Genomic DNA, 26400 nt, shown 5'->3' with positions numbered 1-26400 from the left:
GTCGTCCCGTCCGGAGGTGTGGGGTCTCAGCCTACGAGCGCTTCCGGCTTTCCCTTGCTGCGCGGGCGTTCGTCGACCAGCTTGCCCCACACGATCATGCGGTACGTGCTGGTGAACTCCGGCGTGCAGGTGGTCAGGGTGATGTACCGGCCGGGGCCCTTGAAGCCGGACTGCTTCGGTACGGGTTCGATCACCGAGACGTTGGAGGGAGATGTCTGCGGCAGGATGCTGCTCATCGTGTACGTGTAGTACGCGCTCTGCGTCTCGACGACGATCGGGTCGCCGGGCTTCAGCTGGTTGATGTACCGGAACGGTTCGCCGTGGGTGTTGGGGGGGGGGGGGGGGGGGGGGGGGGGGGGGGGGGGGGGGGGGGGGGGGGGGGGGGGGGCTCCCCCCCCCCCCCCCCCCGCGAAGTTGCCCTGCTTGTCGGCCGGCATGGCCGTCTTGAGCTTGCCCTCGCCGTAGTGGCCGACCATGCCCTTGTCGAGGACGTCGGTCTTGCTGGTGCCCTCGGCGATGGGGACGACGACGTCCAGCTTGGGGATGTACATGATGGCGAAGCCCTTGCCGGGCTCGAAGGCGCCGGGCTCGTTCTTGTCGTCGCCGCCCCTGGCCCAGGTGTCCTCGATCTGCGCCTTGGCCTTGTCGGTCTCCTGGCCGGCGCGGACGTTCGTCCACCACAGCTGGTAGGTGACGAAGAGGAGCATGACGACGCCGAAGGTGATGAAGAGTTCTCCGACGACCCGGCTGGCGACGACGCCGACGCTCTCCTTGGCGGCGCGGGCGGCCCGGCGGGCCTCGACGCGGGAGAGGGGACGCCCGTCGGAAGCGGGAGCGGGAGCCGCGGGGGCCGCGCCCCGGTTCCTGCCGCGACCGCCCTTGGCGGCGCGCCGGCGCTCGGCCCGCCCCGGTCCTGGGGACGGCGGCTCGGAGGGGTCCTCCACGGCCCGCAGGGGCATCGTCTCGTCCGGCGGGGCAGGCCGGGGCTCCTCCGGCCCCGTAGGCCCGTACAGGGGCTCGTAGGGGCTGTCCTGGGCCACGTCCCCGTGGGCCGCCGGCTTCTCGTACGCGTACGGCTCGGCGGGCACGTAGGAGTCGGCAGGGACGTACTGCTCAGCGGGGACGTACTGCTCGGCCGCTGCGTAAGGCTCGTACGCGTCCCCGGGTATCGGCTCCGGCTCCGGCTCCGGTCCGTTCGCCGGGCGGAACCACGGCGAGCCCGCCGTCACGCGACGGCCTTGCCCACCACCGGAGCGAGCCCCGCCGACCGGCCGACCGCCCCCTTGTCGCCGCACTGCTCCAGCCAGTTGGCCAGCATCAGGTGCCCGTGCTCGGTGAGGACCGACTCGGGGTGGAACTGCACGCCCTCGACGGGGAGTTCACGGTGGCGCAGCCCCATGATGATGCCGTCCTCGGTCCGCGCGGTGACCTCGAGCTCGGCCGGCAGGGCGGCGGGCTCGGCGGCCAGCGAGTGGTAGCGGGTCGCGGTGAACGGCGAGGGCAGTCCGGCGAAGACGCCCTGGCCCCCGTGCGTGACGAGGGAGGTCTTGCCGTGCAGCAGCTCGGGCGCGCGGTCGACGACGCCGCCGTACGCGACGGCCATCGACTGCATGCCGAGGCAGACGCCGAAAACGGGCACGCCGGTGTCGGCGCAGTGGCGCACCATGTCGATGCAGACTCCGGCCTGCTCGGGCGCGCCGGGCCCGGGCGACAGGAGCACGCCGTCGAAGCCGTCCTGCGCGTGCGAGAGCTCCACCTCGTCGTTGCGGAGGACTTCGCACTCGGCGCCGAGCTGGTAGAGGTACTGAACGAGGTTGAAGACGAAGCTGTCGTAGTTGTCGACGACGAGAATTCGCGCGCTCACTGGCCGTCCACCGTCACATCGTTGAACGGAAGCAGCGGCTCCGCCCAGGGGAACACGTACTGGAAGAGGACGTAGACGATCGCGAGGACCAGCACGATCGAGATCAGCGCCCGTACCCACGCGTTGCCCGGCAGATGCCGCCAGATCCAGCCGTACATGACGTCGACCGCCCCTTCCGTTCGTTACGGGGACCAGAGTACGGGGCGAGGGGGCCGTGGGGGGTCAGCTGTCCAAAGCCTGTGGACGGCCGTCGGTCACCGGGCGGGTGGCGTCGAGGTGCGCCCAGACGATCAGCCGGTGGCTGCTGCCCCACTCGGGGTCGCAGGTGGTGAGGGTGAGGTAGCGGCCGGGCCCCTCGAAGCCGGACTTCCTGGGGACGGGGTCGACGACGGCGGTGTCGGCAGGGACGGTCCGGTACGGGCCCCGGTCGATCCGGTAGGTGAACCAGGTCGTCCCGTCGGTGAGGACGACCGCGTCGCCGGGGCGCAGCCGCGGGAAGTCCTTGAAGGGGTCGCCGTGGGTCCTGCGGTGGCCGGCGACGGCGAAGTTCCCGGTGCCGCCGAGCGGGGCGGTGCGGGCGTAGTGCCCGAGGCCCTGTCTCAGGATGTCGGGTCCGGTGCCTTCGAGGACGGGCCATTTCCAGTCGCGGCCGAGCCGGGGGACGTACATGACGGCGATGCCCTTGCCGGTGGCGTACGGCGCCGGTACGCGCGCGGGTGCCGGTGCGGCGGCGACGGGCGTGTCGGCCCACTCGCGCTGGAGGGTGTCGATCTGGGCGGCGCTCGCGCTGTCGGCCTGGACGCCGGTCCAGTAGAGGAGGTACGCGACGAAGAGGACGACGAGGGCGCCGGCGGTGATGCAGACTTCGCTGAGGGTCCTGACGACGAGACGCAAGCGGCCCTCCCGCCGTCAGCTCACCGGCTTCGCGTAGTGGAGGTCCACTGTGCCCGAGTACCCGGGAAGAGTCATCGCCTTGTGCTCGTCGACTTTCCAGCCGAGTCCGTACGCCTTGACGTACAGCTGGTAGTTCTGGAGCGCGGGGGAGTCGGCGAGCGCCTTGTTCAGCTTTCCGCGGTCACCGACGGCGGTGATCTTGTAGGGCGGCGAGTAGACGCGGCCCTGGAGGATCAGGGTGTTGCCGACGCAGCGGACGGCGCTGGTGGAGATGAGCCGCTGGTCCATGACGCGGATGCCTTCGGCGCCGCCGTTCCACAGGGCGTTGACGACGGCCTGGAGGTCCTGCTGGTGGATGACCAGGTCGTTGGCCTGCGGTTCGGGGTAGCCGGGGGCGGCCTGGGCGTTCGGCGGGGCGTCGTCGAGGGTGACGGTGAGGCCGGATCCCGAGACCTCGGTGGTGCCGGCCTTGGCTTCGAGGGCGTCGAGTTTCTCGTCCTGCGCGCGCGTGGAGCCGTCGTCGCGGGCGGCGAGGGAGTCGACGCGGGTGCGGAGGGCGGCGGTGGTCTCGTCGAGGCCGGCGTTCTTGTGGCTGCGTTCCTCGATGAGGTCGGAGAGCCGCAGGAGCGAGGCGTCCGTCCGGAGATTGGTGCCCTTGGCGGTGTTGAAGCTCGTGACGAAGATCAGTCCGGCGAGGGCGAAAACGGCAAGGGTGAGCACTCGGACGGGGCGCCACCTCGTGGTGCGGCCCGGCCCTTCGGGAGTGTCGGCGGAATTGCTCAACGTACCCTGATCCCCTTCGGTGCCGCGGAACCACTACGCTAACGGACGCCTGGGGGACGCAGTCGTCCTCCTTCGTCACATCCCGGCGCCAGCCACAGTTCCCTGCGCGGTCACGCAGCGCATCGACAGGAGAGTCCCTCGTGCCGAAGTCACGGATCCGCAAGAAGGCCGACTTCACGCCTCCGCCCGCCAAGCAGGCCACCAATATCAAGCTGACCAACCGCAGCTGGGTGGCGCCCGTGATGCTGGCGCTGTTCGCCATCGGTCTGGTGTGGATCGTGGTCTTCTACGTCACGGACGGCTCCATGCCGGTCGAGTCGATCCGGAACTGGAACATCGTGGTGGGCTTCGGCTTCATCGCGGCCGGCTTCGGCGTCTCCACGCAGTGGAAGTAGCGGCGCAGTAGCGGCGGAAGCAGCCGGAGCGCGGGTGATGTAGCGGTCGCGACGGCCGCTCGTCAAGTTCTCCCCCGAGCTTATCCACAGCGTTGTGCACAGCACTGGATAACTTACGAAGATCTGTGGATAACTCGGCGCGAGGTTGACGCCGGTATGACCGGAATCACCTTCGGCGGAACACACGACGCCCCTCGCCTCCCCTGGAGAAACTCCAGGTCAGAGGCGAGGGGCGTCGTCTTTCCCCAGAGAGCGGGGAGGATCCGCCACGCACTGTGGATAACTCTGGGGAAAGCTCACAGAGGAGCTCTTCCACAGGCCCCTGTGCTCAGGTGAGCGCGGCCGAACGGGCGAGCACGATCCCCAGGTCGATCAGCAGGACCACCGCGCAGGCCCCGTACTGCACGAGGTCCCGCCGGGCGCGGGGCGCGTGCACCATCGCGTACGTCAGCAGGACGCCGGTCACCAGACCACCCACGTGCGCCTGCCAGGAGATCCCCGGACGGGTGAACGTGATGAGCAGGTTCAGCGCCACGAACAGCAGCGCCGGCCGCATGTCCTGCCGCCTGCGCCGGGCCAGCACGATCCAGGCGCCGAGCAGGCCGTAGACGATGCCGGAGGCGCCGAGCGAGAACTGGTTCTGCGGGGAGAGCAGATAGGCGAGCGCGGAGCCGGAGAGCCCCGAGAGCAGGCAGAGGGCCGTGTACCGGATCCGCCCCAGCTCGGGCTCGACGATCCCGCCGATCATCCACAGGCCCAGCATGTTGAAGAGGAAGTGCGGGATCTCCTGGTGGAGGAAGGCGGAGGTCAGCAGGCGGTACCACTCGCCGTCCGCGACCCCGACCAGCTCACCGCTGGGGAGGTACGCGCCGCCGATCAGCGCCAGGTCGTCGATGAGCCGGTCGCCCGCCACCTGGACGGCGATGAACAGCGCCAGGTTGATCGCCATGAAGATCTTGGTGACCAGGCGCCCGTCCGCCGCCACCCGGCCGCCGGCGAGCGTCCGGGGCCGGTTGGCGTCGGCGGCGTGACCCGTCCCGGAGCCGCCCCGCACGCACTCGGGGCACTGGAAGCCGACGGAGGCGGAGATCATGCACTGCGTGCAGATGGGCCGCTCGCAGCGGACGCAGCGGATGCCGGTCTCGGCCTCCGGGTGGCGGTAGCAGCGCAGCAGACCGGGCTGCGTGTCCATGGGAGTCCCGTCCCTTCCGCCTCAGCGCTTCTCGATCACCACGGACTCGACGATCACGTCCTGGAGCGGACGCTCGGTGTGCGGGTCGGTCGGGGTGGCCGCGATCGCGTCCACGACCTTCCGGCTCTCCATGTCCACGACCTCGCCGAAGATGGTGTGCTTGCGGTTCAGCCAGGTCGCGGCGCCGACGGTGACGAAGAACTGCGAGCCGTTGGTGCCCGGTCCCGCGTTGGCCATGGCCAGCAGGTAGGGACGGTCGAAGAAGAGCTCCGGGTGGAACTCGTCGGCGAACTCGTAGCCCGGTCCGCCCGTGCCGTTCCCCAGCGGGTCGCCACCCTGGATCATGAAGCCCTTGATGACCCGGTGGAAGGACGTTCCGTCGTAGAGCGGGTCCGAGGAGACCGTGCCGGTGGCGGGGTGCGTCCACTCGCGCTCGCCGGAGGCGAGTTCGACGAAGTTCCGGACCGTCTTCGGGGCGTGGAACGGCATCAGCCGCACCTCGATGTCGCCCAGGCTCGTCTTGAGGGTCGCGTACAGCTGCTCGGCCACGGTCGCCTTCCGTCCACGTCGTGTCGCGTCATGTCACGTCTGTCTCTGGCGTGTCCGATCCTCGCATGCCCCGGATGCCAGCCCCGCATGCCGGAGGCCGCTCCGGCGGGCATGATGCCGAAAAGGATGGAAAGGTGAAAAACCGACATCGCCACCGCGAGGAGGAGGATTCCCGTGACCCGCATGGAGAGCGTGCGCGCCGCGACAGGTTCGGCGAAGGAGAGCGTCCTGCACGCCGCGGAAGTGGTGGCGCCGTACGCCGGCACGGCCAAGGACCAGGCCGCGCACTACGCACACGAAGCGCGCGTGGTGCTCGCGCCGAAGGTCTCGAAGGCCGCGTCCGCGGCCCGTACGCAGGCTCGCGCGCAGTACGACTCGTATGTCGCACCGCATGTACCGCCGCGGGTCGACGCGGCCGCACAGCGTGCGGCGGTCAAGACCCGCCAGGCCGCCCGTCAGGCGGCCGACTACACCGTCCCGCGCGTCGAGAGCGCGGTCGCCGCGACCGGTCCGGTCCTCGACGAGGCCGGGTCGCGTTCCACTGCCGCCTGGGCCGCGCTGCGCGGTCAGGTGACACCGAAGGACATCAAGAAGATCATGAAGAAGCACGAGCGTCGGGCCAGGGCCGGACGCCTGGCCAAGGCACTGGTCGTCCTCGGCCTTCTGGCCGGCGGCGCCTTCGCCGCCTGGAAGTGGTGGGACAGGCAGGCCAATCCCGACTGGCTGGTCGAACCTCCCGCGCCCACCGAGATGGGGGACGAGGACTCCTCGCTGTCGTCCGTGGACGGCAGTGGGGCCTCCCTCGACACGGAGGCGGACACCGATTCGGATGCCACGGCCGCCGAACGCGACGAACGCCGCTGACCGAGCCCCACGGGGCCCCTGCCGGGGTCCTGCTGGGTCCTGCTGGGGTTCCGCTGCGGTCCTGCTGGTTCCTGCTGCGGGTTCCGCTGGTCCTGCTGCGGTTCCGCTGGTCCTGTCGCGGGTTCCGCCGGTCCTGCTGCGGTTCCGCTGGTCCTGTCGCGGGTTCCGCCGGTCCTGCTGCGGGTTCCGCTGGGTCCTGCTGGGTTCTGCCAGGTCCTGCGTGTGAGGGCGTGGGGAGGGGATCTCCCCGCGCCCTACGCCGCCGCGGCGAGCGCCGGCTCGGCCAGCGCGGCCGCGTCGGTCTCGACGGCGGCGGTCGACGAGGACCGCTGCCGCGCGGAGGGCGAGGAACCGTGGGCCTCGGCGCCGATGCGCTGCTTGATGGTGGGCGGCAGGGAGCGGTCCCCGGCGAGCGGCCACCGGTGCGCCCGCTGTGCCGGTACGGCGGCCAGGCCGCGCTCCACGGCAGGCGCGGCGGGGACGGCGGCGGGGGCGGCCGGCTCCTCGGGCTGCGTGACGGCGGGCTGCCCGGCCGCGGCGGCGGTGTTCGCCAGGCCGACGGAGGCGAGGAGGGCGAAGAGGACGGAGATGCAGGCGGTCCAGAACTGCTTGACCTTGGCGGTGGCCATGGCCCCTCACTTTCGTGACGTTCCCGGATGGTTCATTTCGGTTTGCGCGCTTTACGTACTTTCCTCATGATGTGGATGCGCGCCCGATTTCCACGGAGCAGCGCCGCCGCCGCGCAGTTCTTCCGATGAACACCACCCGGACGGACCACCGCCGCCCCCGGTCACCCAGCGCCACGGCGCCCCGGCCCGGCCCCGTACGCCCTCCCCCGTACCCCGCACGGAACGCGAAAGACCCCCCTGTCCTGCGCTGCCGCAGGTCAGGGGGGTCTGTCCGAGTGGAGCCTAGGGGAGTCGAACCCCTGACATCTGCCATGCAAAGACAGCGCTCTACCAACTGAGCTAAGGCCCCGGAACGAGGACAGCGTACCGGGTCACCCCCCATGTCCGGCAAAAGGATTGGGACTCCCGGTCAGCGACCACTCTCCGTAAGATGCTGATCGAGGTTCGCAGTGGCGAACCTAAGGGATGGGGAGTAAGTAATGGACGCAGCGCAGCAGGAAGCCACGGCAAGAGCCAGAGAGCTTCAGCGCAGTTGGTACGGAGAGCCGCTGGGGGCGCTCTTCCGTCGCCTGATCGACGATCTCGGGCTCAATCAGGCCAGGCTCGCGGCCGTGCTCGGGCTCTCCGCGCCCATGCTGTCCCAGCTGATGAGCGGCCAGCGGGCCAAGATCGGCAACCCGGCCGTCGTCCAGCGCGTCCAGGCCCTCCAGGAGCTCGCGGGACAGGTCGCCGACGGCAGCGTCAGCGCCGCCGAGGCCACCGACCGCATGGACGAGATCAAGAAGTCGCAGGGCGGCTCCGTCCTCACCGGCACGAGCCCGACCAGCACCGGTTCCGGCGCGCCGACCGTGCGCCGCGTGGTCCGCGAGATCCAGTCGCTGCTGCGCTCCGTGGCGGCCGCCGGCGACATCATCGACGCCGCCGACTCGCTCGCCCCCGCCCACCCGGAACTGGCAGAGTTCCTCCGGGTGTACGGCGCCGGGCGCACCGCCGACGCGGTCGCCCACTACGAGTCGCACCAGAACTGACGCGGGGCCGGCAGACGGCCGGCACCGTGCCGAGACGACGCGGACGGGGAGCGGGCGCAGCACGATGGGTGAGGTCTTCGCTGGTCGGTACGAGCTGGTCGACCCGATCGGGCGCGGCGGGGCGGGCGCCGTGTGGCGCGCCTGGGACCACCGGCGCCGCCGCTATGTGGCGGCCAAGGTGCTCCTGCAGAGCGACGCGCACACGCTGCTCCGCTTCGTCCGCGAGCAGGCGCTGCGGATCGAGCATCCGCACGTCCTCGCCCCGGCCAGCTGGGCCGCCGACGACGACAAGGTCCTCTTCACGATGGACCTGGTGGCCGGCGGCTCGCTGGCCCATGTCATCGGGAACCACGGCCCGCTGCCGCCCCGCTTCGTCTGCACCCTGCTCGACCAGCTGCTCTCGGGCCTGGCCACGGTGCACGCCGAGGGGGTCGTGCACCGGGACATCAAGCCCGCGAACATCCTGATGGAGGTCACCGGCGGCGGGCGGCCGCATCTGCGGCTCTCCGACTTCGGCATCTCCATGCGCAAGGGCGAACCGCGCCTCACGGAGACCAACTACGTGGTGGGGACACCCGGTTACTTCGCGCCCGAGCAGCTCCTCGGCGCCGAGCCGGACTTCACCGCCGACCTCTTCGCCGTGGGCCTGGTCGCCCTCTATCTGCTCAAGGGCAGCAGGCCGGACTCCCAGGCCCTGGTCGAGCATTTCCGCGCGTACGGCACTCCGGGCGCCCCTGAGGGCATTCCTGAGCCTTTGTGGCAGGTGCTCGCGGGTCTGCTCCAGCCCGATCCGCAGGCGCGGTTCCGGACGGCCACGGGGGTACGGAAGGCGCTGAGCGCCGCCGTCGAGCTGCTGCCCGAGCCGGGCCCCGGCGAGGTGCCGGTCGAGATCGCCGACCAACTCGGCCCGCTCCCGGCAGGCTTCGGCCCGGAAGGCCCCACGGCACCCGCGGCGCCCACGGCACCCACGGCACCCGCGACGGCCGCGCCCGCGCCCGTACCGGCCCAGGAGAGGCCCGTACAGCCGGCACCACCCGTACATCCGGTCGCGCAGCCCGTACAGCCCGCCCAGCCGGTCGTACAGCAGCCACAGCAGCCGTACCAGCAGCCCCCACAGCCGACGCATCAGCCGTATCAGCCCTACCAGCCCACCGCCCAGGTCCCCCCGGCCCCGCCGCTGGCCGGGCCCTCCGCGACGGGCAGCTTCCACCTGCCTCCCCCGGTCACGCAGACCGCCCCCGTGCCGCCGGCCCCCGTACGCCGGCCGGGACCGCCCCCGAAGGTGGCGGTCCCGGTGCTGCTGCTCGCGCTGGTGTCGTTCGCGGTCGGTTTCTGGGCCCTCACGCAGATCTGAGGGCTCAGGCCGCCCGCCGCCGGGCCAGCAGGGTCCAGGCCCCGAGCCCGAGGAGCAGCACGGCCCCGGTGCCGATCCCGGCCGCCGCGACGACCTGCATGGTGCCGTCCCGCGTGGCGTCCGCCCCGGTGGCGCCGTTCGCCGCGGCCTCCCGGTCGTCCGCCGTCACCGAGAAGATCCCGGGGTCCGCGTCGTACCGGGGAGCCTCCTTCGGGGTGCCCTCGACGTTCACCCGGAGCGTCAGGGGCACCGGCTTGTCCCCGTACTCGGCGGCCATCTCCGGGTTCAGCGTCGCCGACAGGTAGTACCAGCCGGCGAACCGCATGCCGCTGGTGGCCTCCTGGTACGAGGTGCGGTTCTCGTGGGCGACCGGCCGCAGGGGGTCGAGCGCCAGCGTCGCGGGCTTGCCGTCATAGCTGACCGTGTTCATGTCGACGAAGCCGAGGGCCGGGTTGTCGAGCGAGAGGGCGAGCGCGTTGCTCACGAGGTCGCCCTCGGTGCCGCTGCCGAGTTCGGCGCTGGCGAAGAGCTGCTGTCCCCAGTCCACGGGCACCCGGTAGAAGAGCGTCTGGCCGGGCCGGATGTCGGCCCGCCACTCGCCCTCCCGCAGCGAGACGGCCTCGTGGATCCCGGCGCCGCCCTGCCGCCTCTGCTGGCCTCCGGCCGGCGGCGCGGGCGTGGCGGACGCCCAGGCCTCGGGGAGCGCGGTGGGGCCGGCCTGCTTGAGGAGCGGCTCGGTCACGTACCGGAGCTCGAGCTCCCAGTCGTCCGGGCTGGAGGCCGCCGCCGACTCCCGCTCGACGAGGACGTAGTAGGCGCCCTGCTTCTGGCAGCTGGAGGTGTCCGGGTCGACGATCCGGCGGGCGTAGGCGGCGAGCGGCCTGGCGTACTGCCCGGAGCCGAAGTCGACGTCCTGGGAGCCGCAGTCGGTTCCGGAGTTGTCCTGGATGCTGACCTTGAAGCCGTCGCCGTACTCGACCTTGCCGCCGGGCCTGGGGACGGCGACGACGGAGACGTAGCTGTTCCGCTTCGTGTCGAGGTCGACCCGGTAGTAGACCTTGCCGTTCTTCTTGAGGGTGTCCCGGTAGGTCTGGCCGGTCCTCAGGGCCTTGGCGTCGAGGCTGGAGGCGGCGCCCTGGATCCGCTGGGCCGAGCCGTCGAAGCCGTACGGCGGTACGGAGGTCCCCTCGGCCGCCGGGGCCTGGGCGGGCACGGCCTGGGCGGGCACGGCCTGGGCGGGCAGGGCCTGGGCGGGCAGGGCCTGGGCGGGCAGGGCCGTCACCGCGCCCACCGCCGCGGCCGCCGCGATCAGGGCTCCCGTCCTCCGGCCGATCCCGGTCCGCCTCCCGGCCTGCGTGCCCACGCGTCTCTCCCGTTCGTCCGCACGACAACTTTGCTTGAGCAACCAAAACTTTTGCGCCAGTGAACTCACGTGGGTCGGGTACGGCAAAGCCCCGGTCCGCTCACGCGGCCGGGGCTTCACCCACAGAATGTGTGTCTCTCAGACACCGGAACCTGCGGGCACGGAGTCGGTCGCCTCCGTCCACAGATCCTGCTCGGCGCGATCCGCCTGGATCTGGCGGTACACGAGGAGCCCGCCGATGGCGGCCAGTGCGACCAGGAGAAGCTTCTTCACCGCGCGACCTCGTCTTTCGTTGACGTAGGAGACTTCTGACGCCCACTCTACACATCGACCGATACCGATCGGTGACCTGTGCGGGCTTCGCACCCCTGCTTCAAACCTCACACAAAAAGATCGACCCGGATGGAGTACCATCCGGGTCGATCTGATCTGTGGGGCTAACAGGATTTGAACCTGTGGCCTCATCCTTATCAGGGATGCGCTCTAACCAACTGAGCTATAGCCCCGCCGCGCTCTGCGGTTCTTGTTCCCGCCGCGCTGACTCCTGAACATTAGCGCACGTGGGGGCCAGTCCCAAAATCGATAGTGAAGGCCGGCCCCACGCGGACTACTCGTCCTCGGCCAGCGTCAGCTCGACCCCGCCCACGAAACCGGCCGACAGGTTGTAGATGAAGGCGCCCAGCGTCGCGAGGGCGGTCATCAGGACCACGTCGATCACGGCGATCACCGAGGTGAACAGCAGGACCCGCGGCAGCGACAGGAACGACTGCAGGTCGAAGCCGTTGGACTCGTTCGAGCCCGTGGCCTCGCTGATCGTGCCGCCGACCGTCGAGAAGACGCCCATGGCGTCCATGACCATCCACAGCACCGCCGCGGCCACGACCGTGCAGACGCCCAGCGCGATGGAGAGCAGGAAGCTCACCTTCATCACCGACCACGGGTCGGCCTTGGCCACCCGCAGCCGCGCCTTGCGCGTCCTGGGCGTCGTGCGCGCCCCGGTGCGCGGCCGGCGCACGGCGCCGGTCTGCCCGCCCTGCGTACCGCCCGTGGGCGTACCGCCCGCAGGCGTGCCGTACGCCTGCGGCGGGTGGTAGGGCCCTCCCGGCTGCCCCTGGGGGCGCTCGCCGGGCAGCGGCCCGTTGTACGTCTCGTACGAGGGCTGCTGCCCCCGAGTGTCCGTCACCGCAACCCCCTGGGAGTCCGTGGCGGGGCCACGGGCGCCGTTCGCTCCAGCACCGGCAGAAGCTCCGGCAGCCGCCGATCCGGCGCCCGTGGCTCCACTCACGCTCTTACTCCTCGTGCTCCCCGGCCGTGGGCTCCGTGCCCTCGGCCGCCTCGGCCTCGATCGACTCCGCCGACTCGACGACGCCCTCGGCGCCCTCGACATCATCGACGTCCTCGTCCTCGCTGCCCGCCTCGGCGTTCCGTGCGATGCCGACGACGGCATCGCGCTTGCCCAGGTTGATCAGCTGGACGCCCATGGTGTCACGGCCGGTCTCCCTGACCTCATTGACTCGCGTACGAATCACACCGCCGGACAGCGTGATGGCGAGGATCTCATCGGTCTCCTCGACCACCAGCGCGCCCACGAGCGAGCCGCGGTCCTCCACGATCTTGGCGGCCTTGATGCCGAGGCCGCCACGGCCCTGGACGCGGTACTCGTCGACGGGGGTGCGCTTCGCGTACCCGCCGTCGGTCGCGGTGAAGACGAAAGTACCGGGCCGGACGACATTCATCGAGAGCAGCTCGTCGTCTTCGCGGAAACTCATCCCCTTGACGCCCGAAGTGGCGCGTCCCATCGGACGCAGCGCGTCGTCCGTGGCGGTGAAGCGGATCGACTGCGCCTTCTTGCTGACCAGGAGCAGATCGTCCTCGGCCGAGACCAGCTCGGCGCCGATCAGCTCGTCGTCGGCGCCGGCCGCGGTCTCCCGGAGGTTGATCGCGATGACACCGCCCGAACGCGGCGAGTCGTAGTCCTTCAGCGCGGTCTTCTTCACCAGGCCGGCCTTGGTGGCGAGCACCAGGTACGGCGCTGCCTCGTAGTCGCGGATCGCCAGGATCTGGGCGATCTGCTCGTCCGGCTGGAAGGCCAGCAGGTTGGCCACGTGCTGGCCGCGGGCGTCCCGGCCGGCGTCCGGCAGCTCGTACGCCTTGGCCCGGTAGACCCGGCCCTTGTTCGTGAAGAACAGCAGCCAGTGGTGGGTGGTGGACACGAAGAAGTGGTCGACGATGTCGTCCTGCTTCAGCTTCGTGCCGCGCACGCCCTTGCCGCCGCGCTTCTGCGAGCGGTAGTCCTCGGTCTTCGTCCGCTTCACATAGCCGCCGCGCGTGATGGTGACGACGATGTCCTCCTCGGCGATCAGGTCCTCGATGGACATGTCACCGTCGAAGGGCACGAGCTTGGAGCGGCGGTCGTCGCCGAACTTCTCGACGAGCGCGGCCAGTTCCTCGCTGACGATCGCCCGCTGGCGCTCCGGGGAGGCCAGGATCGCGTTGTACTCGTTGATCTTCGCCTGGAGCTCGTCGTGCTCGGCGACGATCTTCTGGCGCTCCAGGGCGGCGAGCCGGCGGAGCTGCATCTCCAGGATCGCGTTGGCCTGGATCTCGTCGATCGTGAGCAGGTCCATCAGGCCCGTACGGGCGACCTCGACGGTCTCGCTGCGGCGGATGAGCGCGATGACCTCGTCGATCGCGTCGAGGGCCTTGAGGAGGCCGCGCAGGATGTGGGCGCGCTCCTCGGCCTTGCGCAGCCGGAAGCGGGTCCGGCGGACGATGACCTCGATCTGGTGCGTCACCCAGTGGCGGATGAACGCGTCGAGCGAGAGGGTGCGCGGCACGCCGTCGACGAGCGCCAGCATGTTCGCGCCGAAGTTCGTCTGCAGGTCGGTGTGCTTGTACAGGTTGTTCAGGACGACCTTGGCGACGGCGTCGCGCTTGAGCACGATGACGAGGCGCTGGCCGGTGCGGGACGAGGTCTCGTCGCGGACGTCGGCGATGCCGCCGATCTTGCCGTCCTTGACCAGGTCGGCGATCTTCTGCGCGAGGTTGTCCGGGTTGGTCTGGTAGGGCAGCTCCGTGACCACCAGGCACTGGCGGTTCTGGATCTCCTCGACCTCGACGACCGCGCGCATCGTGATCGAGCCACGGCCGGTGCGGTACGCCTCCTCGATGCCCTTGCGGCCGACGACGAGCGCGCCGGTGGGGAAGTCGGGGCCCTTGATCCGCTCGATCAGCGCGTCGAGGAGCTCCTCGTGGCTGGCCTCGGGGTGCTCGAGCGCCCACTGGGCGCCGGCCGCGACCTCGCGCAGGTTGTGCGGCGGGATGTTGGTGGCCATGCCGACGGCGATGCCGGCGGAGCCGTTGACCAGCAGGTTCGGGAACCGGGCCGGGAGGACCGTCGGCTCCTGGTTGCGGCCGTCGTAGTTGTCCGTGAAGTCGACGGTCTCCTCGTCGATGTCGCGGAGCATCTCCATCGACAGCGGCGCCATCTTGCACTCGGTGTAGCGCATGGCGGCGGCCGGGTCGTTGCCCGGGGAGCCGAAGTTGCCGTTGGAGTCGACGAGCGGCATGCGCATCGACCAGGGCTGGGCGAGGCGGACGAGCGCGTCGTAGATCGAGGAGTCGCCGTGCGGGTGGTACGTACCCATGACGTCGCCGACGACGCGGGCGCACTTGTAGAAGCCCTTCTCGGGCCGGTAGCCGCCGTCGTACATCGCGTACAGCACGCGACGGTGGACCGGCTTGAGGCCGTCCCGTACGTCGGGCAGCGCGCGGGACACGATGACGGACATCGCGTAGTCGAGGTACGAGCGCTGCATCTCGGTCTCGAGCCCGACGGGCTCGATCCGCACCACAGGCTCCTGCTCTTCGGTGGTACCAGGAGTGTTTTCGTCGGCCATTGCTGGTCGTCAGTCCTTTCGTACGGTCAGCTGAGACCGACTCAGATGTCGAGGAAGCGAACGTCCTTGGCGTTGCGCTGGATGAACGAGCGCCGTGCCTCGACGTCTTCGCCCATGAGCACCGAGAACAGGTCGTCGGCCTGGGCGGCGTCGTCCAGGGTGACCTGGCCGAGCACGCGGTGCTCGACGTCCATGGTGGTGACGCGCAGCTCCTCGGCGTTCATCTCGCCGAGACCCTTGAAGCGCTGGATCGAGTCTTCCTTGATCCGCTTGCCGTTCTGCTTGCCCAGCTCGACGAGCGCGTCCCGCTCGCGGTCCGAGTACGCGTACTCGAAGTCGTCCCGGCCCCACTTGATCTTGTAGAGCGGCGGGCGGGAGAGGTAGACGTGACCGGCCTCGACCAGCGGCCGCATGAAGCGGAAGAGGAAGGTCAGCAGCAGGGTGTTGATGTGCTGGCCGTCGACGTCGGCGTCCGCCATCAGGATGATCTTGTGATAGCGGAGCTTCTCGATGTCGAAGTCCTCGTGCACACCGGTGCCGAAGGCGGAGATCAGCGCCTGGACCTCGGTGTTCTGCAGGATCTTGTCGATCCGGGCCTTCTCGACGTTCAGGATCTTGCCGCGGATCGGCAGGATGGCCTGGTACATCGGGTTCCGGCCGGACTTGGCCGAGCCGCCGGCGGAGTCGCCCTCGACGATGAAGATCTCGCACTTGGACGGGTCGTTCGACTGGCAGTCGGAGAGCTTGCCCGGCAGCGAGGCCGACTCCAGGAGACCCTTGCGGCGGGTCAGGTCACGCGCCTTGCGCGCGGCCACGCGCGCGGTGGCGGCCTGGATCGACTTGCGGATGATGTCCGCGGCCTCGACCGGGTTGCGGTCCAGCCAGTCGTTGAGGTGCTCGTAGACCGCCTTCTGGACGAAGGTCTTGACCTCCGTGTTGCCCAGCTTGGTCTTGGTCTGGCCCTCGAACTGCGGCTCGCTCAGCTTGACCGAGATGATCGCCGTCAGACCCTCGCGGATGTCGTCGCCCGTGAGGTTGTCGTCCTTCTCGCGGAGCAGCTTCTTGTCGCGCGCGTACTTGTTGATCAGCGAGGTCAGCGCAGCGCGGAAGCCCTCCTCGTGCGTGCCGCCCTCGTGGGTGTGGATGATGTTGGCGAAGGAGTAGACGCCCTCGCTGTAGCCGCTGTTCCACTGCATCGCGACCTCGAGGGACAGGGACTTCTCCTTGTCCTCGGCCTCCAGGTCGATCACGGTGGGGTGCACCAGCTCGCCCTTGCGCGAGTTGAGGTACGTCACGAAGTCGACGATGCCGCCCTCGTAGTGGTACTTCACCGTGCGCGCGGCGGGCTCGGCGGCCTCCGCCTCGGGGTCGTCCGCGCCGACCGTGGCCTTCGCCGACTCGCGCTCGTCCGTCAGCGTCAGGGTGAGGCCCTTGTTGAGGAAGGCCATCTCCTGGAAGCGGCGCGCGAGCGTCTCGAAGGAGTACTCGGTGGTCTCGAAGATGTCCGGGTCGGCCCAGAAGGTCACCGATGTGCCGGTACGGTCCGTCGCCTCGTGCTGGTCGAGCGGGGCCGTCGCGGCGCCCATCTTGTAGTCCTGCGTCCAGCGGTGGCCGTCCGTCCAGATCTCGACGGAGACCTTGGTCGACAGGGCGTTCACGACGGACACGCCGACACCGTGCAGACCGCCGGAGACGGCGTAGCCGCCACCGCCGAACTTGCCGCCCGCGTGGAGCACGGTCAGCACGACCTCGACGGCCGGCTTGCCCTCGGACTCCACGATGCCGACCGGGATGCCACGGCCGTTGTCGACGACGCGGACGCCGCCGTCGGGCAGGATCGTCACGTCGATGGTGTCGGCATGGCCGGCCAGGGCTTCGTCGACCGAGTTGTCGACGACCTCCTGCACCATGTGGTGCAGTCCGCGCTCGCCGGTCGAGCCGATGTACATGCCAGGGCGCTTGCGCACGGCATCCAGTCCTTCGAGGACCTGGATGTTGCTGGCGGTGTACTGCTTGTTCTCGTTGGGGTTGCCGGAATCGGCCACGAAGCGCCCTTTCTGGCACAGCACAGGCCGTTCTCCGGGCATACGGGAGCGGCTGCGTCGTTCGACATGTTCCGCAGGGTGGCGGGATTGTCTCCCAGTCTACCGGTAGCGCCGACACTCATGGGGGTTTGCCGGTACCTGAATGCGCATGTGCCGCCCTGAGCGGGAGCGAGACGACTCCCCATATCCGGATAGGGGCTCCAGAGGCCGTAGACGGCCACCTAGCGCTTCGACCGGTGACGGCCAGTGGGCAGCCGCTCCGCCGGGCTGCGGGCAGGGGTTCCGCCGCGCGTTGTGGGCAATCGTTCCGCAGGGCGTGGGGGTCCCCCCGGACGGAGTCTGGGGGAGGGTGGGCACGACGCCACCCGCGCGGCGCCCGACAGCTTGGACCCGCACCCCGAGGAGCGACCCCGTACTACCCGTAGGTGTCCCCGGGCCCCACGGACCCCGGCGCCCGCAGCGGCCCGTACCCCCGCCGAGGCGCCCCCGGCCCGAGCACCTTGATGACCCGCACCGTCCCGTGCCCCAGGTCCTCGTTGAGCCGCGCGACCAGCCTCGGCGCCAACAGCCGCAGCTGCGTCGCCCACGCGGTCGAGTCGCACTGCACCGTCAGCACCCGCGCATCCGGCTCGTCGTCGAACTTCACCGGTACGCAGTGCTTCGCGAGGTCCTCGCCGACGATCTGCGGCCAGCGGCCCATGACCCCGCCGACCGCCGCCGGGGTCTCCCAGCCCCGCTCGGTGATCAACCGGTTGATCGCGGCGCCGAGCGCCATCGGATCGCGTCCGTCGGCGCGCGCGCCCGAGCGCAGCCCGCCGCCGCGCCGGGCCTGCTTCTTCTGCGCCGCCGCCGCACCCCGCGCCTTCGCCTGCTCCTTCGCCGCGCGCAGCGCGACCCGGGCGAGATCCACGCCCGACGGCTCGGGCGGCGCCGGCCTGTCCACAGGCTGTGGGGAATTCTGCTCGCTCATACCCGCTCCACCGTCCCGCCGGACACCGCGTACCGCGTGCCCGCCAGCACGCCCGGCACGTCGTCGTCGACCGCCGCCGTGACGAGCACCTGCTCGCCCGGGGCCACCAGTTCCGCGAGCCGCTCGCGCCGCCGCGCGTCCAGTTCGGCGAAGACGTCGTCGAGGACGAGGACCGGCTCGTTGCCCTCGGACCGCAGCAGGTCGTACGAGGCCAGGCGGAGCGCCAGCGCGTACGACCAGGACTCGCCGTGGCTCGCGTACCCCTTCGCGGGGAGGTCGCCGAGCTTGAGGAGCAGCTCGTCCCGGTGGGGTCCGACGAGCGTGACGCCCCGCTCGATCTCCTGCTTGCGGACCTCGGCGAGGGCGGCGAGCAGCTGCTCGTACAGCTCCTCGCGGGTGTGCCCGGAGCCCGGCGCGGAGGGGCGGTACTCCAGGAGGACCGGTCCGCCGCCGGGCGCGAGCTGCTCGTACGCCTTGTCGGCGAGCGGCTGAAGGGTGTGGATGAGGTCCAGTCGCTGGGCGAGCAGCTCGGCGCCGGCCCTGGCCAGGTGCTGGTCCCACACGTCCAGGGTGGAGAGGTCCATGCCGCGGCCGCCGTGCCGCCGGGCCATCGCCGCCGACTTCAGGAGCGTGTTGCGCTGTTTGAGGACGCGCTCGTAGTCGGAGCGCACGCCCGCCATGCGCGGCGTGCGCGCCGTGATCAGCTCGTCGAGGAAGCGCCGGCGTTCGCCGGGGTCGCCCTTGATCAGGGCGAGGTCCTCGGGGGCGAACAGCACGGTCCGTACGATTCCGAGCACGTCACGCGGTTTGACCTGCGAGGACCTGTTGATACGGGCGCGGTTGGCGCGGCCCGGGTTGAGTTCGAGCTCGATCAGCTGGGAGCGCTCGCCCTGGGTGACGGCGGCGCGGATGACCGCGCGCTCCGCTCCCATCCGGACGAGCGGGGCGTCGGAGGCGACGCGGTGGCTGCCGAGGGTCGCGAGATAGCCGACGGCCTCGACCAGATTGGTCTTGCCCTGGCCGTTCGCTCCCACGAAAGCGGTGACGCCCGGGTCGAGCGGGACCTCGACCCGGGCGTAGGAGCGGAAGTCGGCCAGCGAGAGATGCGTGACGTGCATGGTGGGCGCCGACCTTCTTCCCCCGGCGGCTGCGCACCGCGGGGTGCACAGCCTGTGGATTACTTCTTCGTCTCGACCGCGTGGCCGCCGAACTGGTTGCGCAGCGCGGCGATCATCTTCATCTGCGGGGAGTCGTCCTGACGGGAGGCGAACCGCGCGAACAGCGAAGCGGTGATCGCCGGGAGCGGGACGGCGTTGTCGATGGCGGCCTCGACCGTCCACCGGCCCTCGCCGGAGTCCGACGCGTAGCCCCGCAGCTGGTCCAGGTGCTCGTCCTCGTCCAGCGCGTTCACCGCGAGGTCCAGCAGCCAGGAACGGATGACCGTGCCCTCCTGCCAGGAGCGGTAGACCTCGCGCACGTCGGTGACGGAGTCGACCTTCTCCAGGAGCTCCCAGCCCTCGGCGTAGGCCTGCATCATCGCGTACTCGATGCCGTTGTGGACCATCTTCGCGAAGTGGCCGGCGCCGACCTTGCCCGCGTGGACCGAGCCGAACTCGCCCTCGGGCTTGAGGGCGTCGAAGATCGGCTGGACCTTCGCCACGTCCTCGGCGGAGCCGCCGTACATCAGCGCGTAGCCGTTCTCCAGGCCCCAGACGCCGCCGGAGACGCCGCAGTCGACGAAGCCGATGCCCTTGGCGGCGAGCTCCTCGGCGTGCTTCTCGTCGTCCGTCCAGCGCGAGTTCCCGCCGTCCACGACGATGTCGCCGGGGGAGAGCAGCTGCGCCAGCTCGTCGATGGTGGACTGGGTCGCGGCACCGGCCGGAACCATGACCCACACGACGCGCGGACCCTTGAGCTTGCCCACAAGCTCTTCGAGGCTGTGGACATCGGCGAGGTCCGGGTTGCGGTCGTATCCGATGACGGTGTGGCCTGCGCGGCGGATGCGCTCGCGCATGTTGCCGCCCATCTTGCCGAGACCGACGAGACCGAGCTCCATCAGAGATTCCTTAAGCGTCGTGTGCGGTTTACCCGGGTCCGAGCCTACGCCCGGACCCCGGTGCACACCTGTGGGGTCAGCCGCTCAGGCGATGCCCCCGGCCGTGTCCTCCCGGGGGCGGTCCCCGGACCCCCGGAACGAGATCAACCGGACAGTCGGACCGGCATACTGCGATACCCGGGGGACGACCCCCGGACCCCCGGCAGAGGGTCTCAGCCGCTCAGCCGCACCGGCATGATCAGGTACTTGTAGGCCTCGTCCGCCTCGGCGTCGAGCGCGGGCTTGCCGCTCAGCAGCGCCGGCTTCGTGGAGGTCGTGAAGGAGAGCTGGGCGACCGGGGAGTCGATCGCGCTCAGGCCGTCGAGAAGGAAGGTCGGGTTGAAGGCGATCGAGATGTCGTCGCCGTCCAGCTGGGCGTCCACACGCTCCACAGCCTGTGCGTCGTCGCTGGAGCCGGCCTCCAGGATCAGCACGCCCTGCTCGAAGCTGAGCCGGACCGGGGTGTTGCGCTCGGCCACCAGGGCCACACGCTTCACGGCCTCCACGAAGGGGGCGGTCTCGATCACCGCGATCGAGTTGAACTCGGTCGGGAAGAGCGTCCGGTACTTCGGGAGGTCGCCCTCCAGGAGGCGGGTGGTGGTGCGGCGGCCCGCGCCCTCGAAGCCGATGAGGCCCTCGCCCTTGCCGGAGCCCGAGAGCGCCAGGGTCACCGTGTCGCCGCTGGTGAGCGCCTTGGCGGTGTCCAGGAGGGTCTTCGCGGGCACCAGGGCGACCGCGGAGGCGTCCGGGGACTCCGGCTTCCACAGGAACTCGCGGACCGCGAAGCGGTAGCGGTCGGTGGAGGCCAGGGTGACCGTGTCGCCCTCGATCTCGATGCGCACACCGGTGAGGACGGGCAGCGTGTCGTCACGGCCGGCGGCGATGGCCACCTGCGCGGCGGCGGAGGCGAAGACCTCACCGGGGACGGTGCCGGTCGCGGTGGGCATCTCGGGAAGCGCCGGGTACTCCTCCACAGGCAGGGTGTGGAGGGTGAAGCGGGAGGAGCCGCAGACCACGGTCGCCCGTACACCGTCTGTGGAGATCTCCACCGGACGGTTGGGGAGGGCGCGGCAGATGTCGGCGAGCAGGCGGCCGGAGACGAGGACGGTGCCGTCCTCCTCCACCTCGGCCTCGACCGAGACCCGCGCCGAGACCTCGTAGTCGAAGCTCGAGAAGCTCAGGGCGCCGTCCTCGGCCTTCAGGAGAAGGCCCGCGAGCACGGGCGCCGGCGGACGGGCCGGGAGGCTGCGGGCCACCCAGGCCACCGCCTCGGCAAGTACGTCGCGCTCCACCCGGATCTTCACCGGAACCGCCTCCTGCTTGTTGCTGGCTCTTCGTCGACTGCGGGAACCAGTCTGACGTACGCCGCAGACACTCGGTGCTGCTCGGGGTCAAGTCGAGACGAGAGCGCGTCGAGGCTCCGGCGCCGAGTTGTGCACAGGTCCCACTTCGAAGCGAATTCCGGGCTAACTCTATGTGGGAGTAGTAGTAGGGCCTGTGGAAACGGTGGATAACGTCGTTTTCGCAGGTCAGGCCCAGTTTTTTGTCCACCGAGCCTGTGGGTGGAACCGGTGGACAACTGGGGTGTTCTGTGGACACCCGAAAGTTCTGCACAGCCGGTACACAGGCCATGGGGAGTTCTCCCCAGCGCTGTCCCCAGCTTTCCCCAGGTTCCCCACAGCCCAAACGTCTCCCTTGGTGTGACGGCTTTCACTCGGGCCGGTGAGCGGGGGTGTTTCGTTGCCGAACAGTGGACAGCGGTGTGGAGAAGCTGTGGGCAACCGACCCCTCCCTGTGGGCAGCCGGTGGACAACCTTCCGGGCCCCCTGTGGACGAAAGATTCATCCACAGGCTGTGGAGATCGTTTGCCAACAATTCCACAAGGGTCTGACCTGGGGTGATGGTCTGTCACCAGGCCTGCCTGTGGACACGTTCCGGATAACTCGACAGTCCCCACCCTGTGGACGGGAGATCATCCCCCAATCTGTGGAGAACCTGCCACCGGAACGGAGTAATCGAACACGGCAGGGGCGGTGGGGGACGGCCGGGGAGAGCCGGGAACGCCGAAGGGCGCCCCGGGAGGTGTCCCGGAGCGCCCTTCGGAGGGGTCTCAGCGGCCGGCTCAGCCGTTCTTGATGCGGTTGGTGAGCTCGGTGACCTGGTTGTAGATGGAGCGCCGCTCCGCCATCAGGGCACGGATCTTCCGGTCCGCGTGCATCACCGTCGTGTGGTCGCGGCCGCCGAACTGCGCGCCGATCTTCGGCAGCGACAGGTCCGTCAGCTCACGGCACAGGTACATGGCGATCTGCCGGGCCGTCACCAGGACGCGGCTGCGCGAGGATCCACAGAGGTCCTCCACCGTCAGACCGAAGTAGTCGGCCGTGGCCGCCATGATCGCGGGAGCGGTGATCTCCGGCGAGCTGTCCTCGCCCCCGGGGATCAGGTCCTTGAGGACGATCTCGGTCAGTCCGAGGTCCACCGGCTGCCGGTTGAGGCTCGCGAAGGCCGTCACCCGGATCAGCGCGCCCTCCAGCTCACGGATGTTCCGCGAGATCCGGGAGGCGATGAACTCCAGTACCTCCGGCGGGGCGTTGAGCTGCTCCTGCACCGCCTTCTTGCGGAGGATCGCGATGCGCGTCTCCAGCTCCGGCGGCTGCACATCGGTGGTGAGGCCCCACTCGAAGCGGTTGCGGAGCCGGTCCTCCAGGGTCACCAGCTGCTTGGGCGGCCGGTCCGAGGACAGCACGATCTGCTTGTTGGCGTTGTGGAGCGTGTTGAAGGTGTGGAAGAACTCCTCCTGCGTCGACTCCTTGCTCGCCAGGAACTGGATGTCGTCGACCAGCAGGATGTCCACATCGCGGTAGCGCTTGCGGAACGCGTCGCCCTTGCCGTCGCGGATCGAGTTGATGAACTCGTTGGTGAACTCCTCGGAGCTCACGTACCGCACGCGCGTGCCCGGGTAGAGGCTCCGCGCGTAGTGTCCGATCGCGTGCAGCAGGTGGGTCTTGCCGAGGCCCGACTCCCCGTAGATGAAGAGCGGGTTGTACGCCTTCGCCGGCGCCTCGGCGACCGCGACGGCGGCCGCGTGCGCGAACCGGTTCGAGGAACCGATGACGAAGGTGTCGAAGAGGTACTTGGGGTTCAGCCGCGCGTGCTGCTCGCCCGGGGCGCCCGCGCCCTGCCCGGAGGAGGAGCCGGGACCGCCGCCCGGCACCCCGCCGGGACCGGGGACCGGGCCGCCGGGGCGGGGACCGGGACGGGGACCGTGGTTCTGCGGGTCGGGCAGCTCGGCCCGCTCGGGCCGCTGCTCGTATCCGCGGGCGGGCTCGTCGTAACGGCTCGGCCGGGACTGATCAGGACCCGACGGGCCGCTCGGACCGGTGTACGGGGCGCGCTCCTGGTAGCCGCCGAGCCGCGGCTGCTGCCAGGAGAGGTCCTCCTGGGTGCGCGGCCAGGCACCGGGCTCGGGCCGCTGCTGCTGGTAGTCCGGATAGGCGGGGCGTGCGGTGGGCAGCCCGTCGTCGGGCATCGGCCGGTGGCCGTAGCCGTCGTACTTCTCGTACGGCTCGGGCTGCGCGCGCTCGTCGTAGCGGGGCTGCTGCACCGGGGGTGCCGGCGGCGTCGGCTCGCCGACGGAGTCGTCGACGGTGATCGCGATCCGGATCGGCCGGCCGCACTCACGGCTCAGCGTCTCGCTGATCAGCGGGGCGAGCCGGCCCTCCAGGACCCGCTTCCCCCACTCGTTGGGCACGGCGAGCAGAGCGGTGTCGGCGACCAGGGCGAGCGGCTGGCAGCGCTCGATCCACTGCTTGTCCTTGGGCTCGATGCCCTGCTGGCCCTCGGCGAGGAGCTGCTCGAGGACGCGTGGCCACACTGCGGCAAGATCGGCAGGTACGTCAGCCACAGGGCACGCTTTCTCGCAGGTCCCACGATGGTGTGGTTCTCGGGGACGGTGGGGCGGAGTCCGTGAGGACGGGTCCGCCCGGGACAGGTGAGGACAGAACGGAAAAAGATTGTGGAGGCCGTCCACGGTAGTCGGGGCGGATGACGTGGTTCAAGTTGTTGTCCACAGCCTGTGCACAATGGGAGGTGGCGACAAGTCGGTTTGACCGGATGGCGTAGCCGCGCGTACCGTACCCAGGTCGAGTTGTCGATGGCTGCTGCCGCCTGCCTCCGATGGGCAAAGATCACGGTCAGTGATCGTGTAGCGGTGCACTCGGGCGTATTGCGAGCTACTCGTGGGCGCACGGTGACAGCCAGGCGATGTCCCGCCATCTACGAATCATTTCTGGAGCCCCCGAGTGAGCAAGCGCACCTTCCAGCCGAACAACCGTCGTCGCGCGAAGACCCACGGCTTCCGCCTGCGCATGCGTACCCGCGCCGGCCGCGCCATCCTGGCGAACCGCCGTTCCAAGGGTCGCTCGAGCCTGTCCGCCTGATTCTCTTAATCAGGTCATGACGTGCTGCCTACCGAGAATCGGCTGAGGCGGCGCGAGGACTTCGCAACCGCGGTACGCCGAGGTCGCCGGGCTGGTCGCCCGCTCCTCGTCGTCCACCTACGCAGCGGTGCAACGGACCCGCACGCGCCTGGGGAGAGCGCTCCCCCGACGCGTGCGGGTTTCGTCGTGAGCAAGGCCGTTGGCGGTGCGGTGGTACGCAACCAGGTGAAGCGACGCCTGCGCCATCTCGTCCGCGACCGCATTGCCGCGCTGCCCCCCGGTAGCCTGGTGGTCGTACGGGCGTTGCCCGGAGCCGGCGACGCCGACCACGCACAGCTGGCCCGAGACCTGGACGCCGCTCTCCAGCGGCTGCTGGGAGGGGGCGCGCGATGAAGTACCCGCTGCTGGCTCTCATCAAGCTGTACCAGTGGACGATCAGCCCTCTTCTGGGCCCCGTCTGCCGGTACTACCCGTCGTGTTCCCACTACGGATTCACGGCCATCGACCGGCATGGCGCGATCAAGGGCACGGCCCTGACCGCCTGGCGCATCCTGCGGTGCAACCCGTGGTCGCCCGGCGGCGTGGATCACGTCCCCCCGCGCAGGCACCCCCGCTGGCACGAGATGCTGCGGAACGCGCTGCGCGGCGACAAGGGCGGGTCCCCCGCCGAGACGAGCCCGGCCGCCGAGACCTCGCCCAATGCTCAAGGAGCCTGATTAGTGGACACGATTGCCAGTCTGTTCAGCTTCATCACCACACCCGTCTCCTGGGTGATCGTCCAGTTCCATTCGATGTACGGGGCGATCTTCGGCCCCGACACGGGCTGGGCCTGGGGACTGTCCATCGTGTCCCTGGTGGTGCTGATCCGTATCTGCCTGATCCCGCTTTTCGTGAAGCAGATCAAGTCGACGCGGAACATGCAGGCGCTCCAGCCGAAGATGAAGGCGATCCAGGAGCGCTACAAGAGCGACAAGCAGCGTCAGTCCGAAGAGATGATGAAGCTGTACAAGGAGACGGGCACCAACCCGCTCTCCTCGTGCCTTCCCATCCTGGCGCAGTCGCCGTTCTTCTTCGCCCTGTACCGCGTGCTCTCCAGCATCGCCAACGGTCAGACGATCGGTGTCATCAACCAGGACCTGCTCGCCAGCGCCCGTCAGGCCCACATCTTCGGTGCGCCGCTGGCCGCGAAGTTCACGGACAGCGCCGAGAAGGTCGAGGCCCTCGGTGCCTCGCTGACCGACGTCCGGATCGTCACCGCGATCATGATCGTCATGATGTCGGCCTCGCAGTTCTTCACCCAGCGCCAGCTGATGATGAAGAACGTCGACCTCTCGGTGAAGACCCCGTACATGCAGCAGCAGAAGATGCTCATGTACATCTTCCCGCTGATCTTCGCCGGCATGGGCATCAACTTCCCCGTCGGTGTCCTCGTCTACTGGCTGACCACCAACGTGTGGACCATGGGCCAGCAGATGTACGTGATCAACCAGAACCCGACCCCGGGCAGCAAGGCCCAGGACGCCTACCTCCAGCGCCTGCTGAAGAGCGTCACGCACAGCGGTGAGGTCAAGGGCCGTCGGCGGAAGAACATCGTCAAGGTCATCGTCGCCAAGGGCGGCGACCGCAACGAGAACGAGCGCCGCTTCTTCGTGGGCCTGTCCAAGGCCGGCTTCGCCGCCCAGGCGGACGGCACCGTGATCAAGAGCGACACGATCGTGGCCGAGGCGGAGGGCGCCGCCGCCAGGCGTCAGCAGCCCAAGCGCCAGACCAAGGCCCAGCGCCAGGCCGCCGCAGCCCCGCACCCCGCGGCGAAGGACTCCGAGGAAGGCTCCGAGCAGGCCGCCGAAGAGGCGACCACCTCGCTCGAGAAGAAGCCCGAGGGTCCGGCCGCGACCGAGGCCAAGGGCGAGGCGCAGGGCGACCAGCCTCAGCGCGGCAGCCGTGCCAACTCCGGTGGCTCCCGACAGGGCAAGTCCGGCCAGGGGCAGCGCAAGGGCCAGCAGCGGCCCAAGCACCCGTCCTCCAAGAAGTAAGCCT

Annotated in this window: 26 protein-coding genes and 2 tRNA genes; 8 read left to right on the top strand and 20 right to left on the bottom strand. The window is 69.9% G+C overall.

The window, feature by feature from the left end:
* Nucleotides 1–26: 26 nt before the first annotated feature.
* The 5 genes from ACZ7HT_RS08035 to ACZ7HT_RS08015 all read right to left on the bottom strand — a co-directional run bounded on the left by ACZ7HT_RS08035 (nt 27) and on the right by ACZ7HT_RS08015 (nt 3541).
* Nucleotides 27–1229 carry a sortase domain-containing protein gene (locus tag ACZ7HT_RS08035; protein WP_471161358.1) on the bottom strand — a complete coding sequence of 401 codons (1203 nt, stop codon included), beginning with the start codon at nt 1227–1229 and terminating at the stop codon, nt 27–29.
* Nucleotides 1226–1864, bottom strand: a complete 639-nt coding sequence (locus tag ACZ7HT_RS08030; RefSeq protein WP_116160005.1) for an aminodeoxychorismate/anthranilate synthase component II — start codon at nt 1862–1864, stop codon at nt 1226–1228. Before ACZ7HT_RS08030 ends, ACZ7HT_RS08035 begins: the two co-directional genes overlap by 4 nt.
* Nucleotides 1861–2022 carry a hypothetical protein gene (locus ACZ7HT_RS08025; RefSeq protein ID WP_030206689.1) on the bottom strand — a complete coding sequence of 54 codons (162 nt, stop codon included), beginning with the start codon at nt 2020–2022 and terminating at the stop codon, nt 1861–1863. Before ACZ7HT_RS08025 ends, ACZ7HT_RS08030 begins: the two co-directional genes overlap by 4 nt.
* A 64-nt stretch (nt 2023–2086) precedes the next feature.
* Nucleotides 2087–2758 carry a class E sortase gene (locus ACZ7HT_RS08020; RefSeq protein ID WP_471161354.1) on the bottom strand — a complete coding sequence of 224 codons (672 nt, stop codon included), beginning with the start codon at nt 2756–2758 and terminating at the stop codon, nt 2087–2089.
* Nucleotides 2759–2773: 15 nt separating this feature from the next.
* The gene (locus tag ACZ7HT_RS08015; protein ID WP_471161352.1) at nt 2774–3541 is read right to left on the bottom strand and encodes a DUF881 domain-containing protein; all 768 of its coding nucleotides are present in this window, start codon (nt 3539–3541) and stop codon (nt 2774–2776) included.
* Nucleotides 3542–3681: 140 nt separating this feature from the next.
* On the opposite strand from ACZ7HT_RS08015, the gene crgA reads away from it, so the two are divergent.
* Nucleotides 3682–3936, top strand: a complete 255-nt coding sequence (crgA, locus tag ACZ7HT_RS08010) for a cell division protein CrgA (protein WP_056565215.1) — start codon at nt 3682–3684, stop codon at nt 3934–3936.
* 328 nt (nt 3937–4264) lie between these two features.
* On the opposite strand, the gene ACZ7HT_RS08005 is transcribed toward crgA, so the two are convergent.
* The gene (locus ACZ7HT_RS08005) at nt 4265–5128 is read right to left on the bottom strand and encodes a rhomboid family intramembrane serine protease (protein WP_471161349.1); all 864 of its coding nucleotides are present in this window, start codon (nt 5126–5128) and stop codon (nt 4265–4267) included.
* Between the two features lie 21 nt (nt 5129–5149).
* The gene (locus ACZ7HT_RS08000; RefSeq protein ID WP_471161347.1) at nt 5150–5677 is read right to left on the bottom strand and encodes a peptidylprolyl isomerase; all 528 of its coding nucleotides are present in this window, start codon (nt 5675–5677) and stop codon (nt 5150–5152) included.
* 174 nt (nt 5678–5851) lie between these two features.
* On the opposite strand from ACZ7HT_RS08000, the gene ACZ7HT_RS07995 reads away from it, so the two are divergent.
* Nucleotides 5852–6541 carry a DUF5324 family protein gene (locus ACZ7HT_RS07995; protein ID WP_471161345.1) on the top strand — a complete coding sequence of 230 codons (690 nt, stop codon included), beginning with the start codon at nt 5852–5854 and terminating at the stop codon, nt 6539–6541.
* A gap of 254 nt (nt 6542–6795) precedes the next feature.
* Here ACZ7HT_RS07995 and ACZ7HT_RS07990 read toward each other — a convergent pair whose 3' ends face one another.
* On the bottom strand, nt 6796–7170 hold the full coding sequence (locus ACZ7HT_RS07990) for a DUF6344 domain-containing protein (RefSeq protein WP_471161343.1): 375 nt from the start codon (nt 7168–7170) through the stop codon (nt 6796–6798).
* 276 nt (nt 7171–7446) lie between these two features.
* Nucleotides 7447–7519 (bottom strand) — tRNA-Ala (locus ACZ7HT_RS07985).
* A gap of 130 nt (nt 7520–7649) precedes the next feature.
* Between ACZ7HT_RS07985 and ACZ7HT_RS07980 the strand changes: the two genes are divergently transcribed.
* A complete protein-coding gene (locus ACZ7HT_RS07980; protein ID WP_471161340.1) occupies nt 7650–8198 on the top strand; it encodes a helix-turn-helix domain-containing protein in 549 nt (182 codons plus the stop codon).
* 64 nt (nt 8199–8262) lie between these two features.
* Nucleotides 8263–9552 carry a serine/threonine-protein kinase gene (locus ACZ7HT_RS07975; protein WP_471161337.1) on the top strand — a complete coding sequence of 430 codons (1290 nt, stop codon included), beginning with the start codon at nt 8263–8265 and terminating at the stop codon, nt 9550–9552.
* Between the two features lie 4 nt (nt 9553–9556).
* Here ACZ7HT_RS07975 and ACZ7HT_RS07970 read toward each other — a convergent pair whose 3' ends face one another.
* The 11 genes from ACZ7HT_RS07970 to dnaA all read right to left on the bottom strand — a co-directional run bounded on the left by ACZ7HT_RS07970 (nt 9557) and on the right by dnaA (nt 23828).
* A complete protein-coding gene (locus tag ACZ7HT_RS07970; protein WP_471161334.1) occupies nt 9557–10915 on the bottom strand; it encodes a hypothetical protein in 1359 nt (452 codons plus the stop codon).
* Nucleotides 10916–11053: 138 nt separating this feature from the next.
* Nucleotides 11054–11188, bottom strand: a complete 135-nt coding sequence (locus tag ACZ7HT_RS07965; protein ID WP_003958712.1) for a DLW-39 family protein — start codon at nt 11186–11188, stop codon at nt 11054–11056.
* Between the two features lie 159 nt (nt 11189–11347).
* Nucleotides 11348–11421, bottom strand: a tRNA-Ile gene (locus ACZ7HT_RS07960).
* 101 nt (nt 11422–11522) lie between these two features.
* Nucleotides 11523–12098 (bottom strand): DUF3566 domain-containing protein, encoded by a 576-nt coding sequence (locus ACZ7HT_RS07955; RefSeq protein WP_471161332.1) that lies wholly within the window; start codon nt 12096–12098, stop codon nt 11523–11525.
* Between the two features lie 106 nt (nt 12099–12204).
* Entirely contained in the window at nt 12205–14814 is a 2610-nt protein-coding gene (gene gyrA / locus ACZ7HT_RS07950) for a DNA gyrase subunit A (protein WP_471161329.1), read from the bottom strand.
* Between the two features lie 41 nt (nt 14815–14855).
* Entirely contained in the window at nt 14856–16883 is a 2028-nt protein-coding gene (gene gyrB, locus ACZ7HT_RS07945; protein ID WP_471161326.1) for a DNA topoisomerase (ATP-hydrolyzing) subunit B, read from the bottom strand.
* Nucleotides 16884–17274: 391 nt separating this feature from the next.
* The gene (locus tag ACZ7HT_RS07940) at nt 17275–17829 is read right to left on the bottom strand and encodes a DciA family protein (protein ID WP_382656110.1); all 555 of its coding nucleotides are present in this window, start codon (nt 17827–17829) and stop codon (nt 17275–17277) included.
* On the bottom strand, nt 17826–18947 hold the full coding sequence (gene recF, locus ACZ7HT_RS07935; RefSeq protein ID WP_471161322.1) for a DNA replication/repair protein RecF: 1122 nt from the start codon (nt 18945–18947) through the stop codon (nt 17826–17828). The genes ACZ7HT_RS07940 and recF overlap by 4 nt, the downstream gene beginning before the upstream one ends.
* A 59-nt stretch (nt 18948–19006) precedes the next feature.
* Nucleotides 19007–19885 carry a phosphogluconate dehydrogenase (NAD(+)-dependent, decarboxylating) gene (gene gnd / locus ACZ7HT_RS07930; RefSeq protein ID WP_471161320.1) on the bottom strand — a complete coding sequence of 293 codons (879 nt, stop codon included), beginning with the start codon at nt 19883–19885 and terminating at the stop codon, nt 19007–19009.
* A gap of 212 nt (nt 19886–20097) precedes the next feature.
* Nucleotides 20098–21228, bottom strand: a complete 1131-nt coding sequence (gene dnaN, locus ACZ7HT_RS07925) for a DNA polymerase III subunit beta (protein ID WP_189804961.1) — start codon at nt 21226–21228, stop codon at nt 20098–20100.
* A gap of 818 nt (nt 21229–22046) precedes the next feature.
* Nucleotides 22047–23828, bottom strand: coding sequence for a chromosomal replication initiator protein DnaA (dnaA, locus tag ACZ7HT_RS07920; protein WP_471161316.1), 1782 nt, complete (start codon nt 23826–23828; stop codon nt 22047–22049).
* A gap of 397 nt (nt 23829–24225) precedes the next feature.
* Between dnaA and rpmH the strand changes: the two genes are divergently transcribed.
* From rpmH to yidC, 4 genes are read left to right on the top strand one after another with little or no spacing between them, the layout of a single operon-like run.
* Entirely contained in the window at nt 24226–24363 is a 138-nt protein-coding gene (rpmH, locus tag ACZ7HT_RS07915; RefSeq protein WP_060891143.1) for a 50S ribosomal protein L34, read from the top strand.
* A 21-nt stretch (nt 24364–24384) separates the two neighbouring features.
* Nucleotides 24385–24756 carry a ribonuclease P protein component gene (gene rnpA / locus ACZ7HT_RS07910; protein WP_116159988.1) on the top strand — a complete coding sequence of 124 codons (372 nt, stop codon included), beginning with the start codon at nt 24385–24387 and terminating at the stop codon, nt 24754–24756.
* Nucleotides 24753–25079 (top strand): membrane protein insertion efficiency factor YidD, encoded by a 327-nt coding sequence (yidD, locus tag ACZ7HT_RS07905; protein WP_471161313.1) that lies wholly within the window; start codon nt 24753–24755, stop codon nt 25077–25079. Before rnpA ends, yidD begins: the two co-directional genes overlap by 4 nt.
* A gap of 3 nt (nt 25080–25082) precedes the next feature.
* Entirely contained in the window at nt 25083–26396 is a 1314-nt protein-coding gene (gene yidC / locus ACZ7HT_RS07900) for a membrane protein insertase YidC (RefSeq protein ID WP_471161311.1), read from the top strand.
* Nucleotides 26397–26400 lie beyond the last annotated feature (4 nt).

This window comes from Streptomyces sp. NPDC037410 (assembly GCF_055602235.1).
Note: the sequence above shows the minus strand (reverse complement) of the source record. Positions and strands in the feature narration are given on the sequence as shown.

Bases quoted from the DNA above. Each gene is read 5' to 3' on its own strand.
- ACZ7HT_RS08025 (WP_030206689.1), bottom strand. From the start codon at position 2,022: ATGTACGGCTGGATCTGGCGGCATCTGCCGGGCAACGCGTGGGTACGG.
- ACZ7HT_RS08005 (WP_471161349.1), bottom strand. From the start codon at position 5,128: ATGGACACGCAGCCCGGTCTGCTGCGCTGCTACCGCCACCCGGAGGCC.
- ACZ7HT_RS07990 (WP_471161343.1), bottom strand. From the start codon at position 7,170: ATGGCCACCGCCAAGGTCAAGCAGTTCTGGACCGCCTGCATCTCCGTC.
- ACZ7HT_RS07980 (WP_471161340.1), top strand. From the start codon at position 7,650: ATGGACGCAGCGCAGCAGGAAGCCACGGCAAGAGCCAGAGAGCTTCAG.
- ACZ7HT_RS07975 (WP_471161337.1), top strand. From the start codon at position 8,263: ATGGGTGAGGTCTTCGCTGGTCGGTACGAGCTGGTCGACCCGATCGGG.
- gyrA (WP_471161329.1), bottom strand. From the start codon at position 14,814: ATGGCCGACGAAAACACTCCTGGTACCACCGAAGAGCAGGAGCCTGTG.
- ACZ7HT_RS07940 (WP_382656110.1), bottom strand. From the start codon at position 17,829: ATGAGCGAGCAGAATTCCCCACAGCCTGTGGACAGGCCGGCGCCGCCC.
- recF (WP_471161322.1), bottom strand. From the start codon at position 18,947: ATGCACGTCACGCATCTCTCGCTGGCCGACTTCCGCTCCTACGCCCGG.
- gnd (WP_471161320.1), bottom strand. From the start codon at position 19,885: ATGGAGCTCGGTCTCGTCGGTCTCGGCAAGATGGGCGGCAACATGCGC.
- yidD (WP_471161313.1), top strand. From the start codon at position 24,753: ATGAAGTACCCGCTGCTGGCTCTCATCAAGCTGTACCAGTGGACGATC.